Source organism: Mucilaginibacter sp. McL0603 (assembly GCF_049992945.1).
GTDB lineage: Bacteria > Bacteroidota > Bacteroidia > Sphingobacteriales > Sphingobacteriaceae > Mucilaginibacter.
Genome location: NZ_CP188251.1, coordinates 5,413,505 through 5,430,682 on the forward strand (window position 1 = coordinate 5,413,505; position 17,178 = coordinate 5,430,682).

The window sequence follows — 17,178 nt, forward strand, 5'->3', positions numbered from 1 at the left end:
ATTAATATTATACGCCCAATTTCTTATTGCATTTTGTAATTTTTTGTTTCACCGATGCCTCTTCCTCTTTTGTTGCGATTACTTTGGTTAAAGCATGTTGATAATAACCGAGTGCTTTATTAAATTGCTTCAGTTTAAATGAGTAATCGCCAGCCACTATATAGGCGTTGTAATATTGCGGATTATTGATAATTAAGCTATCTGGGTCTATCTTTTTATCGTCATTTACACGCTGTACAATATTCCTGTAAGCCACAAAGTTTTTATAGATCCGTGTATTTAAAAAAGTATCAGGAGGAATGGTAAGATTGCTGTCTATGATTTCCTGATCTTTTTTCATTCCCTTCAGGGCGAAAACCTTTTTTAGGTCGTAACATACAAATTCTCCCAGCTGCCATGGGGATGTTGAAACCCATACCTTTAATTTCTGAGGTTCAAAAACAATGGAATGGTGGGCGACAAATTGATTAATTGATTTCTCATTGCCAATACCAATATTAGCGTTATTTAATCCTTTGGTATCTCTTAATATGTCAATAGTTTTTTGAACGGTGTTTTTACCATTATTTTTCAACAAGTCCATTAGATGATTATACCGGTAAAATGAAGCACTATTATTCATTTGTTCGATATTCTCTTTTGTATGAACCAAAGAATTGCCCTGGAAATGATTAGTACAAACTATATAATTACTATTCGGATCATAAACATCATACGTAGTCGGCGTTTTTTCAATAACAACCGCCTTTTTATCATTAGCCGATCCTATGAGCAATGATTCAGAAACAAACATTTTACGTTTTTTAGCGATCTGGAGAGCTTCATTGACATTTTTGGCATACTGTAAAATTTCACGAGCAACTAACGATACTGGCGTAGCGGCACCTGTTGGTAAAGTACTTTTCGCGGCATTGATTGTGATGCTTAAGCCCTGTTCATTCATGCCGGAAACTGCCCCTATAAACCCTCCCCAGGTAACCGTCATAAACTTATACCCTTGTGCAGGGTTATAAAAAGCCACGATCTTATCACGGGCAAAATCGTCGTTCACATAAAAATCGAAATTACGGCCGATGATCATTGTACCATCTTGCGACCGCGCATCCCAGGTGCCGAATGATGTGCAGCCTACCAAAGCCATACCCTGTAAAGCGTGTCCTATATCATGTGCTCCATGATAATTAAAAATACGTTGATAGTTAGATCCTATATATTTATATTTATCCGAAGCTGATTGTGATATACCGTATATCTCTTCCTTATACTCTTCAGTTACATTTTTGGATAAGTCGCGGTTAAACCAGGCAACAAAATATTTAAGAAAGGAGCGATAAAACTTGGAAGGTACCATTTTCACGATCTGTGAGGTAAAATAATCCTCTTGCTTTACTACCTGCTCTTTCGTAAGCTTCCCATTAATCACTCCCCGCTCAAAAGGTTGCCCTTCAACATATAACTCATAAAGGCCGCTTTTACTTTTCCGGAACCAGTTGTTTTTGATGGTATAAAAACCCGGAGATAGTTCGCTTCGCTGTAATTGCTCGCTACTAATATCTTTTGGCTTTGGCGGATAATCAATAGCTACACAATACAAATAAATAGCAAGAATTAAAAATAAAGCAACAAAGCCCGAAAAAACATATAAGAAGCCTTTCAATAGCTTTTGCAGCATGGTTTTCTTCTTACGCATTTCTTATTTTAGTTATGACATTATCATTACCTAATAAAGCGCAACAGGTAACAATACCGCTCATTGATGCGCCCAATATCCCATGGAGGTTAAGGTTTTGTCCTGTTAAGTATAAATTGGGCAATTTTGTTCTGGGCGATATAAAAGTTTTTAGAGTGTGTTTGTAGTCCTTAACTATTCCATACAGCGATCCGTCATCATTACCAATATAATCCCGGTATGATAATGGTGTAGACACATAGTACGATTTTATACAATCTCTTAGCCCCGGAAATTTTCTTTCAACGGCATCCAGCAATGTTTCAGCCTTGCGTTTTTTAAATTCGTTATACGTTTCTCCCCGGTCGTTCACATCGGAAACAGTGTTAAACGTGTCTTTCCATTGCGCCACTTCTTCAAATCGCATATAACTGAGTATGGATAAGCCATCAGCATATTCTTCTGATTTTGATGAGGCGCCGCAAAATATGGCATATCCTAAGGGCCAGTTATCCTCGGTGTGGTCTGCAGTGGTCCAAACGTAACCCTCGCGACCGCAGTAATAGTTGTGTTTTAAATATTTAAAGGTATCCTTCTTAAAAACAATATTTAATGTAAATGCCGATGTAGAGTTCTCCAGGCTCTTTAACCGGTTACGATAAGCGTTTTTTATCAAAGGGGTATCAGTGATTTCCAGAGTTTTAACCGGGTGCATATTAGAAATGAACTGTTTGGCGTACATTTTAGCGCCATCCTGGCATTCAACGTAGCTTACCAGCCCATTTTCTTCAACGATCCTTTTTACTTCGCAATTGCGGATAATTTTGCCACCGTTTTCCTTGATGTTTTTTGCTAGTAATTTTGCTATTTGTGAACCGCCATCAACACATTTCCATGAGCTCTCGATATAACTGTTCAGAATCAAAGCATGAACATATAAAGGAGTTTTATCTGCCTGGCCGGCATATAGCGCATTGTTGGCAGCCAGTATTCCTTGTAATTTGGTGTTGCTGGTCACCGAATTAATGTAGGCCTCCGTATCAATTTCAAGTACATCCGATTTCTCGTTAAAATCATTAGTCGATCTCAGGTTATACAGAGGGAATTTACTGCAGATCTCTTTTATCTTATCGCAATAGGTGCGTATCGCTTCTTCTTCATCCGGAAAATTTACCAGCAGTTTAGCAATAAAGTTTTCGTAGCCCTGGGCAAAGTCATATTCCGTGTCATCGCCTTCAATAAGAATACGGTCAAAAACATCAACATCCTGTTGCTGTAATTTAAGCTTATCCATAATACCCAGGTATTGAAATATCTGATAAAGGTTTTGACCTTTTGAAAGCCCGCCGAGGTAATGTACACCAGAATCAAAAATTACCTTATCGCGTACGTAGGTTTGAAGACTGCCACCTATTTGTTTGTTTTTTTCGAGTACACAAACTTTATAACCCTCACGGCCTAAAATATCGGCACATACTAACCCGCCCATGCCACTTCCGATTATTAGGATATCAAAATTCTCCATTATTAATTTAGTCGTTCTTATCTATTGCAAAAATAATATCAGATGTATTTTTTACCTGATCAATAACTGTCCATTTCGTATGATTAAATGCTGCCACATTTGGCGTCAGATCTTTATTATCGGTTCTTATGATAAGCTTTCCTCCGGGGTTTAGGTGGCTTATGCATTTTTCAACCAGCGGCTTTTGTGCTGCCTTTTGCATATGTTGCAGAAAATCAACCATGATTATAGCATCATAGTTTTTAAACGCGAACTCCGATATATCGGCAAAAATAAAATTTATTTTGTCACCCTTACTAAAGCAATTATTTGCCATCTCAACTTTATCCTCATCGTTGTCTACACCTGTAAATTCCCTTTCTTTTGATGCAAAATGGAGCAGATAAGCCCTGTCACCGTAGCCGCTGCCAATATCGAGAATCTTCCCATTTGCAGGCAGCAATTCGTGAAAAAGCTGATAGTTTTTTTCGCGCATTAGTTTTATCGTTAACTGCCATTTAAGTAAGGGGCCTTTATAAATGTAGTTGTATATCAACTGCTCTTTAAAATAAGAAGGTTGTTCTATAAGTATACTCAGTTGTTTAAACTCCTCTTTAAAATAGCGGCCGATAAGCTTGGTTTTTTTAGAATAACCGGTTCCAAATCTAATATCACTTTGTTTTATTCTCGGCAGGTATTTGATCGTTATTTTCCCATCTTTCAATAAAAAATCGCCTTTGGTCATGGTATAACCTGTCCCGTGTAGCAGTATCGGCAAAATATCAATGTTTAGTTGCTCGGCAAGGTAAAACGCCCCTTTGTGAAATCTTTTAATTTCCCCGTCCACGGCTCGGGTACCTTCCGGGAATATCACAACAGAGTAACCATGTTTAACCCTGTCGGCTAATAGTTCCACGCTGTTCTCGGCACCATTAGCTACCGGGTAAAAATCAGCCATACGTGCTACTGCCCCAAAAACCGGGGAGTTCCACACCCAATTATTAGTTAATAATACCAATTTTGGATGCAGCATCACCAACGACAATATATCTAAAAATGATTGATGATTGCTGATGATCACCGCCGGCTCTGAAAAATTAGCATACTTCTGATCGATGATCTTCTTTTTTACATTCATCATAATGTAAATCATTGACCCGGCAAACTTTGAAAGGATATAGTGATAAACAAGTTTGCCTTTCTCCTTACTAAACGGGTTTAATTTAAACAGGAAACCTAAAATCGTTAAAATGATACAGCCTGTAACGAAATAGGTGAAAGCGAAAACACTTTTCAACAGACCGAAAAATGTCCAGGGGAATCGTTTTCCCCTGATACGGTTTCTTACCATTAGGTTGAATAACAACGGGATCAGTATCTGCGCCATTATAACCACGCAGCAGATACCTATTATAGATATAAACGCGATGGATTTTAATGCCGGATGCTTTGCAAATATGAGCACCCCTAAACCTGTTATAGTAGTTATAGCTGATAAAAAGATCGATGTTTTATAGGATGACATTATTTTTTTGCCGGTTTTATACTCCTGCAGCAATCCATCCATAATATACAGGCTATAATCATCACCTAGGCCAAAAATCAAGGCCGAAATAATGATATTGATAATATTAAACTCTATCCCAAATATGCCCATTAGTCCAAGTATCCATATCATAGCTATAAACATCGGGATAAAGGAAACCAGCGTAAGTTCTATGCGCCCATAGGTTAACCACAGCACAATTAACACCAGCATAGACGACATTACTGCTATTTTTGTAAAATCCGAATTGATGATTTGAACCAGTTTGGTTGTGATGTATTGTTTATCGACAACAGTTACATTAGGGTTATCCTTAAAAGCATCATAAACTGCCGCTTTGTTTTGGAGAGTGGTTTGCACGAGTGTTACTACGGTTGCATGGCCAGGCCTTTCATTAATAAAATCATCAAGAAAACTTTTTCTTAGCTCGGCCAAATTTTGTTGGTCTGCCGCATCGAAATGTTTATTAAGCAATGCCTTGAAATTATCAAAAGCTGCGGGTTTGAAGCCCATAGCGGTGCCTTGCTGCTCCAAAGTTGCAAACAGTTGCTGTTTCTTTTCCAGCGTCCAGTATTTATTCCAGCGCTTTATTCTTTCTTTTTGCAACGAGTCGGAGATAATGAGAGAAGAAACTCCTGAGTATTTGATAACGATATTCTTTCCCTTCAGCGCTTCAATCTGAGCAGAGAGCTTTTCATTATTAACCAATGCCTCATCCAGCGTTTTGCCTTCGGTAACCAGGTAGATGGATTTTAGCGAAAACTTATTGATCCTGTTCAGTTTCGCTTCAGCCTGCTTCAATTTGGGCGACATATAGCTCATGTCGGCCAGATCAAATTCAAAAGTTACATAGTTTGCGGTATACCCAAAAACTACAGTGAGCAATACAATACCTATCACAATAAATTTATTGTATTCAGGATTGTACGAAGCTATTTTATCAATCCAGGAAAACTGTATTATTTTATGATGCCGTTGTTCCTCTTTCGTAGAAATAAACTGAGGTAAAAACACCAATGAACAAAGCGATGCACCTATTAAACTAAACCCGGCAAACAACCCCAGATCCTTTAACATTTCTGATTGTACAAACTCCAGGCAAAAAAACCCCCCTATGGTAGTAAAACTGCCTATCGTTAATGGGAGCGTTAAATCCTTAATTACCTGTTCAATACTTTTAGTATGCCGGTAGTGATTGAAAACATGCAGTGAATAATTGATGGCTATTCCCAATACTACTGATCCGGTACCCAAGGCTATAATGGACAGGTTCCCCTTAACAAAATAAATAATGGTTAATGAAAACAAGGCGCCAAACAAAACAGGAATAAGAATAATAAAGGGTGCTGCCTTTTTGCGAAAGTATAGTCCTAAAAATAAAACAAGTACAACTACTGTAATACTAAGCGTAATGTTGGTGTCTTGCCGTAGTTGTAATGCATTACCGGAGAAACCTGCAATGGCACCAAAGTATGAGGCATTTATATTTCTAAAATCCTTATTGTTTAAATCGCTTAAAATATTATCGATCCCCTTTAAAAACAAGGCGTTTTTACCCGTATTGTTAGCAGGGTATAAGGGGGTGACAAACATCAACAAGGTTTTATGGTCCCTGGTAATTACATAATTATCATACAACTCAAAGTTTTTGTCGTATTGCAATTGTTGTAATTTTTTCAGGCCGATAAATGATAAGCCTACCGGGTCATTAACAATGATCTTTTTTAACCCAATGCCAGCTGGTGATGAAAGTGTTCTGATATCATATTGCAGTGTTGAATTAATTTTTGCTGGGGTGATAAGGGAATCAATGGTCAAATAATCCTTTTCATTTAAATAAATGGGGAGCTGCTGATTGATGGTTTCAAACATCTTTAAAGCCACCTCATCATCAACCCTGAAATTTACTTTTTTTATATAAGGGCTAAATTTCTGCTGTACCGCTGCACCAAAAACATCGGCATAAGCCACCAGGCTATCTGGGGTTTGTGCTGTGGTATCTTTTAATGATACCATGATCACCAGCTTATCTATAAACTTAGAGTTTTGGAATATCTCATTAAGTTTCTCTATCTTTTTGTCTTTTGGTATTATTTTCGAAATATCCTCTTCAAACTTTACTTGTGACGCAAAATAAGTAATAAACACAAACGTTGCGGCAAATACCAGGTAGAACACTTTACGGTTTCTTTCGAAATAGTTATAAATAATTAACAGGGCTTTTTCCATGTGAATATGCCGACTTAAAAAGCCGAAACCGCTTTTCTTTTGAACAGCTTTAGTAAGATAAAGGTTAATAAGGCGGCCAGTAAACCCGCAATAACAGCAAGTGCTATACTGCCATAAATATATTGTTCAAGGTGCTGACTGATGGATTGTGCCGATAAATGGATGGTAAAAGCCATGTCTGTATTTTTACCGCCCATCAAAAAACCACCTGTTTTGTAGCTAAGAAAAACAACCAATGGGATCATAGGTGGGATGCTGATATTTGAAGCAATAACAACCAATGCTTTGTTTAGCCTGAAAATAACGGCTAGAAACAAACCAACAAATATCTGGAATCCCCATATGGGCAGTATTCCCGAAAAAACGCCTATCCCGACTGATACGGCTTTAAGTTGATCAGAATGGTTAAGACTTAATAATTGCTCGAAAAGTGCCCGTCTGCTTTTTTTTTTACCGAAAAGTGAGCGAAAGAAATCACGGGGTTTTATATAAGCAAATGCTATAATTACCAAAAATGTGTTTAAAATACTAACCCGTGAAAAATCCTGGAACGGCCTGAAATGTGAGACCCTTGTCTCCTTCGGTTCGTAATGTACTGTTACCGGCACATCACCTATGGCAATTCCTTTCCATGCCGCACGCACCAGCACCTCAATTTCAAACTCGTACTTGCGGGTAATAAATTTGAAGTCTTTCAATAATTGCAATGGGTACAAACGAAACCCCGACTGTGTGTCGGGGCAATTAATTCCGGTTTCTACTTTAAACCAGAAATTAGAAAATTTATGTCCAAAGCTGCTTTTGCCAGGTATAGTGGCCTGGTCCATATTGCGCGAGCCTACGATGATAGCATTGGGCATGCTCTCCAATCTTTCAATAAAAGCCGACAGGTCTTTAGCAAAATGTTGCCCATCCGAATCGATAGTTATCGCATAATCATAATCTTTGGATACCGCGTATTTAAAAGCTTTGCGTAAAGCCCAGCCTTTACCAACATTTACCGGATAGTTTATCAATTGTGCAAAAGGAAACCCTTGCACAATTTGACCGGTATCATCAGTCGAACCATCGTTTACCACAATAATATGCTCTGTATATTTCGCAACATCAGTAATAATACCAGCAAGTGTACCTGCATTATTATATGTTGGAATAATTACACATACTTTTAAACCATCAACCTTTTTGGTAATCGCTTCAAAATGGCTCATATGTTAATGGCTCTTCACTTGGATATTAATTAAAAATCGGCGAACATACATTAACAATCTGGAATGCAATAAGGCTTCATTTCTATTTGCAAATTTAATTAAGTTTTAACAATTTGAGTTTTTTTGCCCAAGTTATTTATGCTTTTTCTAGATTAATGCTATATCAGGCAATAAATAATTTTACGGTTTAAAGCTGTCTGTTAACCATCTGAGTGAAGTTAACTTTTAAAATCTGAAATATTTGACTTATTTTTGAGGGAAGTTTGTAGTTAACAATTTGCAAATGACGAAGTAAAAAAATAGCCACTGTAACCTTTACCTTGAATAAGTAATTGTAATCACAATACGTTAACTACAAACCTAACAACCTAAGCTAAAAATCTTGAATTATCACAAAATCTATAACATCCTTTCGTCAAGTACAAACACATGAAATGCGCATTAGTAACCGGGGGGTCAAGAGGTATTGGAAGAGCTATTTGCTATAAAATGGCCGAAATGGGCTATTATGTTTTGGTTAATTATAAATCGAACATCAATGAGGCCGATAAAACCCTTAGTCAAATAAGAGAAAATGGCGGCGACGGCGAGTTGTTAAGATTTGATGTAGCCGACAAAACGGATATAAATAAAATATTGGGTGGTTGGATTGAAGCAAATACCGAAAAATATATTGAAATACTGGTAAACAATGCAGGGGTTAAGGACGATGTGCTGATGATGTGGATGAAAGATGAGCAATGGGACAGTGTAATCAAAACAAGCCTGGATGGATTTTTCTATGTTACACGGTTGGTTTTAAACGATATGCTAATCCGGAAGTACGGACGTATAGTTAATGTTGTGTCTTTGTCAGGATTAAAAGGTTTGCCTGGACAAATCAATTATTCGGCCGCAAAAGCCGGGGTAATTGGCGCAACCAAAGCGTTGGCCCAAGAGGTTGGCCGCAGGGGAATAACCGTAAACGCTGTAGCACCCGGATTTATCAAAACAGACATGACCGAAGGGCTTGATGAAAAAGAGTTGAGGTCGATGATTCCCGTTAAAAGGTTTGGGACACCAGAAGAAGTAGCGCATGCTGTAGGCTTTTTAGCATCATCAGAAGCTGCCTATATTACTGGCGAAATATTATCTATCAATGGTGGCCTGTATTCCTGAAAATTTAATGATCAACATAATTTTAACATTAAATTGTTTTAAAGATTAATATGCTTTTGTATTCTTATCACATCAAAAACGACAGCGAACGAGATTACTGTATATGAATAGGGTTGTAATTACGGGTATAGGCATATACTCATGCATAGGGAAAAATCTGGATGAGGTAAGCAATTCCTTATATAAAGGACATTCTGGTATAATCCTGGATAAGGGGCGAAAGGAGTTTGGCTATCGTTCAGGCCTGACCGGGTTCGTTGAAAAACCAAATTTAAAAGAACTTTTAGACAGGCGCTCACGTATTATGCTTCCTGAGCAAGGCGAATACGCTTATGTTGCTACACTCGAAGCATTAGCACAAGCGGGCATCGATCAGGATTACCTCAATCAAAATGAGGTAGGAATACTATATGGTAATGATAGCTCTGCAAAGGCTGTTATTGATGCGACGGATATTGTCCGCGAGAAGAAGAACACAATGATGATGGGATCTGGTGCAGTGTTTCAAACCATGAATTCAACGGTAACAATGAATCTGGCAACTATATTTAAGTTGAAAGGAATAAACTTCACTATTAGTGCGGCTTGCGCAAGCGGGTCACACTCAATTGGGGTGGCTTATCAATTTATAAAAGCAGGCCTGCAGGATTGCATTATCTGCGGCGGCGCTCAGGAGATCAATCAATTTGCCATGGGGAGCTTTGATGCTTTGTCGGCATTTTCAGTTAATGAGTCAGATCCATCTAAAGCCTCTCGTCCGTTTGATATCGGCCGCGACGGGCTGGTGCCCAGTGGTGGCGCTGCAACCGTGATTTTAGAAAGTCTTGAGTCGGCCATCAAAAGAGGTGCAACTATATTAGGCGAGGTTATAGGCTATGGGTTTTCATCAAACGGGGCCCACATATCAAACCCGACTGTAGAAGGGCCGGTACGTTCCCTTTCAATGGCATTAAAAGATGCCGGCTTAAATGCTGCCGAAATAGATTATATCAATGCTCACGCAACATCAACACCAGCCGGTGATGCAAGCGAAGCAAAGGCCATTTACGAGGTTTTTGGTGCCGGCAATCCGCCAGTTAGCTCAACTAAATCAATGACCGGGCACGAATGCTGGATGGCGGGAGCAAGTGAAATTGTTTATTCGATGTTGATGATGAAAAACTCATTTGTTGCCCCAAACATCAATTTCGAAACCCCAGATGAAGATTCGGCCAGATTAAACATCGCAAAAAAAACTATTGAAAAAAAAATAAATGTATTTTTATCTAATTCCTTCGGCTTTGGAGGAACAAATTCATCCCTAATAATTAAAAAACTAAATTAAACCTACGCCGCAATGCAGAATGAAGAGATTATTGAAAAGATAAATAGCTTTTTGGCTGAAGAATTTGAAATTGATGCCGATAAAATGCTTCCGGATGCTAATTTAAAGGAAACGCTTGACCTTGATAGCCTGGATTATATTGATCTTGTTGTTGTAATAGAAAGTAATTTTCCATTTAAAGTAAAACCAGAAGATTTTATAAACATTGTTACATTCCAGGATTTTTACGATTATGTGATGACTAGCAGTAAAAAAGAACTGGTGTAATGTCGTCCTGGAAAGGTAGATCAAAAGGTAAGCCTTTAGGTTATGGAATTTTTGTTTTTGTTTTAAAGACAGGAGGAGTTTTACCTGCATATCTCCTGCTACGCTTCGTTACATTATATTATTTAATATTCTCGTATAAGTCTACAAAAAGCACATTCAATTACTTTCATAAAAAATTTAATTACAATACCTTAAAATCTATTTATAAAGTTTACATAAACTATAACCTTTTAGGGCAAAGCCTTATTGATAAGGTTGTTATAATGTCGGGCATCCCTAATAAATTGACCTTTGAATTTGATGGCATAAATAATTTACATCACATAGCATCCTTAAAAAAAGGGGGCTTATTGTTAACTGCACATATCGGAAACTGGGAAGCGGCCCGGCATTTATTAAATGAGATTGATGCCCGCATAAACGTGGTGGTTTTTGATGGCGAAGATGAAGGCATTAAGGAGTACATGGAATCTGTAGTAGGTAAAAGTGTACTGAACCTGATTGTTATTAAAGACGATATGTCTCATATCTTCGAGATCAGCAACGCCTTTTTAAATGACGAACTGGTATGTATGCCAGCCGACCGATATTTAGAAAGTAATAAAACTACTAAACTGAAATTTTTAGGAGAAGACGCCCGATTTCCATTGGGGCCGTTTATGTTGGCAGCTAAGTTTGGGGTGCCGGTTTCATTTGTGTATGGTATGAAAGAAAGTACCTTTCATTATCATTTTTTTGCAAGTGAAGTGAAGGAATATCCGGATTTGGAACAAGATGTAGTAGTTCAGCAAATGATGGCCGATTTTGTTGAAGATATGGAAATTAAGGTCAAGGCATATCCCGAACAATGGTATAACTATTATAACTTTTGGCAATAGTTGAAATGATTATATTGCAAGATGATATAACCTCTATTATTCCGCAAAGGCCGCCCTTTGTAATGATAGATAAATTGGTTAGCTGCGATGAAACCTGTTCCAACACAATATTTAAAATTACCGAAGAAAATGTACTTGTTGATGACGGGGAGTTAAGTGAAGCCGGCATTATAGAAAACATTGCGCAAACAGCAGCGGCTGGATTGGGGTATGTCACCTTGCAAAGTAATACCCCTATTGTAATTGGTTATATAGCGGCTATTAAAAATCTGGAAATTTTTGTGCAGCCTAAGGTTGGAGATATTATACAAACCAATGTTACTATTATAAATCAAGTTTTTGATGTAACTATAATATCTGGAAGCGTTAAATGCAATGAGATATTAGTTGCAAAATGCGAAATGAAAATATTTACTAAAAAATAAAAACTAAATCAATTTGAATTAATTATGAAACCTATCACAAATTTAAAATGGCTGTTAGCCATAATCTTTATTGCCGTAAATACACAAAATCTTATGGCTCAATCAAGGGCAGATATTTTTAATGAAAAAGTACCCGTTACATGGTTGGGTGTCGACTACTCTCAGACTAAATTTATAGGTTCTGCTACATCCAAAGATGTTGTCATATCAAACGATGAATTCAGAGATACCTATGTTAACTCTTGGAATTATCTTTTTCTTAATGAGCAAAAGAAATATGATGTTGCTAAGGCGTTACATCGCGAGTCAGTAAAATATGCAATCGATGTAACTTTACAGGCGAATAAGCAACTTATCAAAAAGGATTTCTATTCAAATAATCCAAGCGATTTTAAATTATTAAATGAAGCTGCTATATCCGATTTGGTGAAGAATTACGATTTCCAGAAAAATGATGGTATAGGCATGATGTTTTTTGCTGAAGGCATGAGCAAAGGGATGGGATCAATGGGTATATGGGTAACTTTTGTTGACATGAAATCAAAGAAGGTGCTTTATACAGTCTATGAAACAGGCAAACCAGGTGGCTTTGGATTTAGGAACTATTGGGCTAAACCATTGTACACTACATTAAAGGATATAGAAGATAACTATAAAAGCTGGAGTAAGAATTAATACGCTACCTGATATTTAATGATGTCTAAAAGGCAAGTTGAAAAACTTAAGAATACAGTAGAGCGGGACATAAGGTTTAGTGAGGTTGATTCATTAGGCATCGTTTGGCTCGGGCATTAGGTACAATATTTTGAAGATGTGCGGGAGGCATTTGGTAAAGAATATAACCTGCATTATCATGATTTTTATGAGCAAGGATAAGTTGTTCCACCAGCGTAATATTCACTAAAAAATAAAAACTAAACCAATTAAAACTTAATAATGAAACCTATCACAAATTTCAAATGGCTGTTAGCCTTAATCTTTATTGCCGCAAATTCGCAATATCTTATAGCTCAATCAAAGGCCGATGTCTTTAATAAAAAAGTTCCGGTTACCTGGCTTGGTGTGGATTACTCCCTTACAACGTTTATAGGTACCCCTTCTTATACAACTTTAGCTTTTAGCCCCTGGACTGTTGTCAAAAAAACGGGAGAAGGTGTTATTACAAAGGACGAATTCAGGGATTCATTTCTTGTTCAATGGAACCAGCTGTTTATCGATGAGTCAAAAAAATATAATGTGGCCAAAGCAATAGGTCGTTCATCGGTAAGTTACGCAATTGATGTATGTATTAATGCAAACAAGAAACTTGCCCAAAAAGAGTTTTTTTCTAATGATCCAAATGATTTTCACAAGAAAACTGAAGCTGATATAGTAAATGCAGTTAAAAACTACGACTTCCAGAAAAATGACGGCATAGGCATGATGTATTTTATTGAAGGCATGAATAGGGGGACAGGGGAAGAAGGCTTATGGGTAACTTTTGTCGATATAAAATCGAAAACTGTTTTACTTACTAAGTATGAGTCATCAAAAGGTCAGGGCTCCGGCTTCAGGAACTATTGGGCGAAACCATTGTATGTTGCTTTAAAGGAGATGGACCTGAATAAATGGAAATAACAGTATATAAGGCTAATTAACCTTATAACCTAAATTATTTGATAAACAAACACTCATTTGTGTATACCGTCATCTGCAGGTGACTTCTTACCAAGCGTCTGGGAAAAATATAATATTTCATTTAATAAAATTTCGTTGCAAAAGAATTTAATACATACCATCGAGCAGGAGGTAAAGTTTAGTGAAGTGGATTCGTTGGGCATAGTATGGCATGGGCATTACGTGCGATATTTTGAAGATGGGCGGGAAGCCTTTGGAAAAAAGTACAATTTGAAGTATCTTGATTATTATGCTCATGGATATGTTGTGCCTGTTGTAAATATCCAATGCGATTATAAGCAGGTTGTACGCTATGGCGATAGGATAATTATAGAAACTATCTATGTGCCTTGTGAGCCCGCCAAAATAAATTTTAAATATCGCTTACTAAATCCGGTGACAGGCGAACTGATAGTAACCGGTTCAACTACACAGGTGTTTTTAAGTAAAGATAAATTTACCCTTCAGCTAACCAACCCCGATTTTTTTACAGATTGGAAAGTGGCCCAGGGCTTAATTTAAATAAACGCTACCTTAGAAAGGTGCAGCTTATAATTCGAACCTATTAAACATATCAATGAGTATAGAGAAATTAGATGTTTTGGTAATTGGCGCAGGGCCGGCGGGTACTGTTGCTGCTTCAATAATTAATAAGGCCGGGTTTAAGGTCAAAATTATTGAAAAGCAAAAATTCCCAAGGTTTGTAATAGGCGAAAGCTTATTGCCACGCTGCATGGAAGCACTTACCGAAGCCGGTTTTGTTGATGCTCTGAAAGAAAAAGGATTCCAGCAAAAGTCGGGTGCTAAATTTGTAAAAAACGGCAAGATATGTGATTACTACTTTGCCGATCAGTTTACTGCCGGATGGAACTGGACCTGGCAGGTGCCGCGTGCTGAATTTGACAAAACCCTTGCCGATACCGTTGAAAAGATGGGCGTACCGGTTTGTTATGAAACAGAAGTAACGGCTATCACATTTAACGGCTCAGATTCTGTAACCACTGTTAAAGATCTAAGTGGCAATGAAACAAAAATTGAAGCCAGGTTTATTGTTGATGGCAGCGGCTATGGCAGGGTAATTCCGCGTTTATTTAACCTTGATAAGCCTTCAAATCTGGCTCCGCGTAAAGCTTTATTTACACATACCGTTGATTTGAAGCGATTAATGGATGAGGAGCCCAACCGCATTACCATAATTGTACATAAACCCGGGGTTTGGGTTTGGGTTATTCCATTTTCAAACGGCATCACTTCGGTTGGTTTTGTAGGCAATCCGGATTTTTTTAGCAATTATGAGGGTAATAATGAAAAGATACTGCGCGAATTAATTTCTACTCAGCCTCACCTGGCTGAGCGTTTAAATGGTGTTGATTTTGTTTTCGAACCCAGAATTTTGCAATCCTGGTCAACTACAACTGATCAGTTTTATGGCGATGGTTTTGTATTAACCGGCAATGTGACTGAATTTTTAGATCCCATTTTTTCATCCGGTGTTACCTTAGCAACTGTGTCAAGCCAAAAGGCGGCAAATTTGGTAATCCGTAAATTAAAAGGGGAAGATGTGGATTGGGAACAAGAATACACTAAACACCTGTTGCAAGGTGTAAATACTTTCCGCTCATATGTAATGGCTTGGTATGAAGGCACACTGGATACCATATTTTTTGCCGAAAAGCAGAATCACGAAGTGAAAAAAATGATCTGCTCTGTTTTGGCGGGTTATGTGTGGGATATGGACAATCCTTTTGTAAAAAACCATGATATGGCGCTTCAAAAATTAGCACGTACCATTGAGCTGGAGATTTTAGCAGATGAAGAATTATAGGATAAAATTGGCATATATATGGATAAATTAATAGACGAACTGAAAGAACAAATCGAAGTTCAATTGAGATTGAAGAAAATTAAGCGTGAAGATATTGGAGATGACCAACCGCTTTTTGGGGCAGGATTAGGACTCGATTCTTTAGATGTACTGGAGCTGATCGTTCTACTAAAACAGAAATATAAGCTTAAAGTATCCGGCCCTGAAGAAGGGTTAAAGGTGTTCCGATCAGTAAGGACGATGGCCGAATTCATAACTGAGAACAGAGTGCAGAACACTTAAAATGAATAATTCTGTTTTTGTAGTTGGGATGGGCGTTATTACAGGCATTGGCAACAATGTCGCGGAATGCCTGCATGCCTTAGAAGAAGGAAAAACGGGGATTGACAAAATTAAATTTTTAAAGACCAATCACTGCGATTTATTACCCGCCGCTGAAGTCAAGTTAAATAACAATGAGCTGTCGGCAATTTCGGGGTTTGCACCTCAAACAAGCCGTACAGCGATGTTAAGTATGATAGCGGCTCGGGAAGCCTGGGATAGTTCTGGTGTGGAAAGTATTCCCTCTCTGCGTACCGGTTTTGTTTCAGCATCGACGGCAGGAGGCATAGATAAAACCGAGGAATTTTTCATTGATTTTTTGAGCGATAGCAATAAGGGAAAACTCAGAAATATTATTAACCATGAATGCGGTAGCATTACAACGATGGTTGCTGAAAAATTGGGAGTCAGCAATCATATCAGCACCATAAGTACGGCTTGTTCATCATCTGCTAACGCCATTATGTATGGTGCACGATTAATAAAACACGGTATGCTCGATGCAGTGATTGCCGGAGGTACAGATGCCCTCACCCGCTTTACCCTAAATGGTTTTAATACTCTGATGGTCCTTGACGAGCAATATTGCCGGCCGTTTGATGAAAATCGAAAAGGTCTTAATTTGGGTGAAGGTGCAGGTTACGTTGTGTTGGTGTCAGAATCTGTTGCTTCAAAAATAAAAGAAAGAACTAATTGTATCCTCAGTGGTTATTTTAATGCTAATGATGCTTATCATCAAACATCAACATCTGTCGACGGCGACGGGCCTTATATGGCCATGTCCGGTGCTTTAGCCATGGCTGGCCTACAGCCAACAGATATTGATTACATAAATCTCCACGGAACTGGCACCCAAAACAATGACAGCTCGGAAGGCGCTGCTATACAACGGCTATTCCATCCGCATTATCCTAAAATGAGCTCTACTAAATCGTTTACCGGTCATACACTGGGTGCTAGTGCCGGTGTTGAGGCGGTATTCTCGTTATTGGCAATACAAAAGGCGATTGTTTATCCCAGTTTGCGGTTAACGAAGCCAATGACAGCGTTTTCGTTTGCACCTGAAATAGAATTTTCAAGGCAGCCTGGTCTAAAGCATGTTTTATCAAATTCGGTTGGCTTTGGTGGTAATTGTTCATCACTTGTCTTTTCAAAGATTTAAAAA

Annotated in this window: 15 protein-coding genes; 11 read left to right on the forward strand and 4 right to left on the reverse strand. The window is 38.0% G+C overall.

The window, feature by feature from the left end:
- Nucleotides 1-7: 7 nt before the first annotated feature.
- The 4 genes from ACPPVU_RS24785 to ACPPVU_RS24800 are packed head-to-tail and all read right to left on the reverse strand — an operon-like array spanning nucleotide 8 to nucleotide 8,159.
- The gene (locus ACPPVU_RS24785; RefSeq protein ID WP_426669417.1) at nucleotides 8-1,690 is read right to left on the reverse strand and encodes a C45 family autoproteolytic acyltransferase/hydolase; all 1,683 of its coding nucleotides are present in this window, start codon (nucleotides 1,688-1,690) and stop codon (nucleotides 8-10) included.
- Nucleotides 1,683-3,194: a phytoene desaturase family protein gene (locus ACPPVU_RS24790; RefSeq protein ID WP_426669418.1), complete on the reverse strand. Its 1,512-nt coding sequence runs from the start codon at nucleotides 3,192-3,194 to the stop codon at nucleotides 1,683-1,685. The genes ACPPVU_RS24785 and ACPPVU_RS24790 overlap by 8 nt, the downstream gene beginning before the upstream one ends.
- Before the next feature lie 7 nt (nucleotides 3,195-3,201).
- Nucleotides 3,202-6,948: a 1-acyl-sn-glycerol-3-phosphate acyltransferase gene (locus ACPPVU_RS24795; protein ID WP_426669419.1), complete on the reverse strand. Its 3,747-nt coding sequence runs from the start codon at nucleotides 6,946-6,948 to the stop codon at nucleotides 3,202-3,204.
- A gap of 14 nt (nucleotides 6,949-6,962) precedes the next feature.
- Nucleotides 6,963-8,159, reverse strand: a complete 1,197-nt coding sequence (locus ACPPVU_RS24800; protein WP_426669420.1) for a DUF2062 domain-containing protein — start codon at nucleotides 8,157-8,159, stop codon at nucleotides 6,963-6,965.
- 429 nt (nucleotides 8,160-8,588) lie between these two features.
- Between ACPPVU_RS24800 and fabG the strand changes: the two genes are divergently transcribed.
- From fabG to ACPPVU_RS24855, 11 genes are all read left to right on the forward strand, one after another.
- Nucleotides 8,589-9,317, forward strand: a complete 729-nt coding sequence (gene fabG / locus ACPPVU_RS24805) for a 3-oxoacyl-ACP reductase FabG (RefSeq protein WP_426669421.1) — start codon at nucleotides 8,589-8,591, stop codon at nucleotides 9,315-9,317.
- A gap of 103 nt (nucleotides 9,318-9,420) precedes the next feature.
- On the forward strand, nucleotides 9,421-10,641 hold the full coding sequence (locus ACPPVU_RS24810; RefSeq protein WP_426669422.1) for a beta-ketoacyl-[acyl-carrier-protein] synthase family protein: 1,221 nt from the start codon (nucleotides 9,421-9,423) through the stop codon (nucleotides 10,639-10,641).
- 12 nt (nucleotides 10,642-10,653) lie between these two features.
- Nucleotides 10,654-10,908 (forward strand): phosphopantetheine-binding protein, encoded by a 255-nt coding sequence (locus ACPPVU_RS24815; RefSeq protein WP_426669423.1) that lies wholly within the window; start codon nucleotides 10,654-10,656, stop codon nucleotides 10,906-10,908.
- Nucleotides 10,908-11,786, forward strand: coding sequence for a hypothetical protein (locus tag ACPPVU_RS24820; RefSeq protein ID WP_426669424.1), 879 nt, complete (start codon nucleotides 10,908-10,910; stop codon nucleotides 11,784-11,786). The genes ACPPVU_RS24815 and ACPPVU_RS24820 overlap by 1 nt, the downstream gene beginning before the upstream one ends.
- Nucleotides 11,777-12,211 carry a 3-hydroxyacyl-ACP dehydratase gene (locus ACPPVU_RS24825; RefSeq protein ID WP_426669425.1) on the forward strand — a complete coding sequence of 145 codons (435 nt, stop codon included), beginning with the start codon at nucleotides 11,777-11,779 and terminating at the stop codon, nucleotides 12,209-12,211. The genes ACPPVU_RS24820 and ACPPVU_RS24825 overlap by 10 nt, the downstream gene beginning before the upstream one ends.
- Nucleotides 12,212-12,235: 24 nt before the next feature.
- On the forward strand, nucleotides 12,236-12,886 hold the full coding sequence (locus ACPPVU_RS24830; protein WP_426669426.1) for a hypothetical protein: 651 nt from the start codon (nucleotides 12,236-12,238) through the stop codon (nucleotides 12,884-12,886).
- Between the two features lie 261 nt (nucleotides 12,887-13,147).
- Complete coding sequence (locus tag ACPPVU_RS24835; RefSeq protein ID WP_426669427.1) at nucleotides 13,148-13,828, forward strand: hypothetical protein; 681 nt, start codon at nucleotides 13,148-13,150, stop codon at nucleotides 13,826-13,828.
- A gap of 135 nt (nucleotides 13,829-13,963) precedes the next feature.
- Nucleotides 13,964-14,389, forward strand: coding sequence for an acyl-CoA thioesterase (locus ACPPVU_RS24840; protein ID WP_426669428.1), 426 nt, complete (start codon nucleotides 13,964-13,966; stop codon nucleotides 14,387-14,389).
- A gap of 55 nt (nucleotides 14,390-14,444) precedes the next feature.
- Nucleotides 14,445-15,692, forward strand: coding sequence for an NAD(P)/FAD-dependent oxidoreductase (locus tag ACPPVU_RS24845; RefSeq protein WP_426669429.1), 1,248 nt, complete (start codon nucleotides 14,445-14,447; stop codon nucleotides 15,690-15,692).
- An 18-nt stretch (nucleotides 15,693-15,710) separates the two neighbouring features.
- A complete protein-coding gene (locus tag ACPPVU_RS24850; protein ID WP_426669430.1) occupies nucleotides 15,711-15,974 on the forward strand; it encodes a phosphopantetheine-binding protein in 264 nt (87 codons plus the stop codon).
- Between the two features lies 1 nt (nucleotide 15,975).
- Nucleotides 15,976-17,175 carry a beta-ketoacyl-[acyl-carrier-protein] synthase family protein gene (locus ACPPVU_RS24855; RefSeq protein ID WP_426669431.1) on the forward strand — a complete coding sequence of 400 codons (1,200 nt, stop codon included), beginning with the start codon at nucleotides 15,976-15,978 and terminating at the stop codon, nucleotides 17,173-17,175.
- Nucleotides 17,176-17,178: the final 3 nt, after the last annotated feature.

Coding starts and splice junctions, on each gene's coding strand:
- ACPPVU_RS24785 (WP_426669417.1), bottom strand. CDS start 1,690: ATGCGTAAGAAGAAAACCATGCTGCAAAAGCTATTGAAAGGCTTCTTA.
- ACPPVU_RS24790 (WP_426669418.1), bottom strand. CDS start 3,194: ATGGAGAATTTTGATATCCTAATAATCGGAAGTGGCATGGGCGGGTTA.
- ACPPVU_RS24795 (WP_426669419.1), bottom strand. CDS start 6,948: ATGGAAAAAGCCCTGTTAATTATTTATAACTATTTCGAAAGAAACCGT.
- ACPPVU_RS24800 (WP_426669420.1), bottom strand. CDS start 8,159: ATGAGCCATTTTGAAGCGATTACCAAAAAGGTTGATGGTTTAAAAGTA.
- fabG (WP_426669421.1), top strand. CDS start 8,589: ATGAAATGCGCATTAGTAACCGGGGGGTCAAGAGGTATTGGAAGAGCT.
- ACPPVU_RS24810 (WP_426669422.1), top strand. CDS start 9,421: ATGAATAGGGTTGTAATTACGGGTATAGGCATATACTCATGCATAGGG.
- ACPPVU_RS24815 (WP_426669423.1), top strand. CDS start 10,654: ATGCAGAATGAAGAGATTATTGAAAAGATAAATAGCTTTTTGGCTGAA.
- ACPPVU_RS24820 (WP_426669424.1), top strand. CDS start 10,908: ATGTCGTCCTGGAAAGGTAGATCAAAAGGTAAGCCTTTAGGTTATGGA.
- ACPPVU_RS24830 (WP_426669426.1), top strand. CDS start 12,236: ATGAAACCTATCACAAATTTAAAATGGCTGTTAGCCATAATCTTTATT.
- ACPPVU_RS24835 (WP_426669427.1), top strand. CDS start 13,148: ATGAAACCTATCACAAATTTCAAATGGCTGTTAGCCTTAATCTTTATT.
- ACPPVU_RS24845 (WP_426669429.1), top strand. CDS start 14,445: ATGAGTATAGAGAAATTAGATGTTTTGGTAATTGGCGCAGGGCCGGCG.
- ACPPVU_RS24850 (WP_426669430.1), top strand. CDS start 15,711: ATGGATAAATTAATAGACGAACTGAAAGAACAAATCGAAGTTCAATTG.
- ACPPVU_RS24855 (WP_426669431.1), top strand. CDS start 15,976: ATGAATAATTCTGTTTTTGTAGTTGGGATGGGCGTTATTACAGGCATT.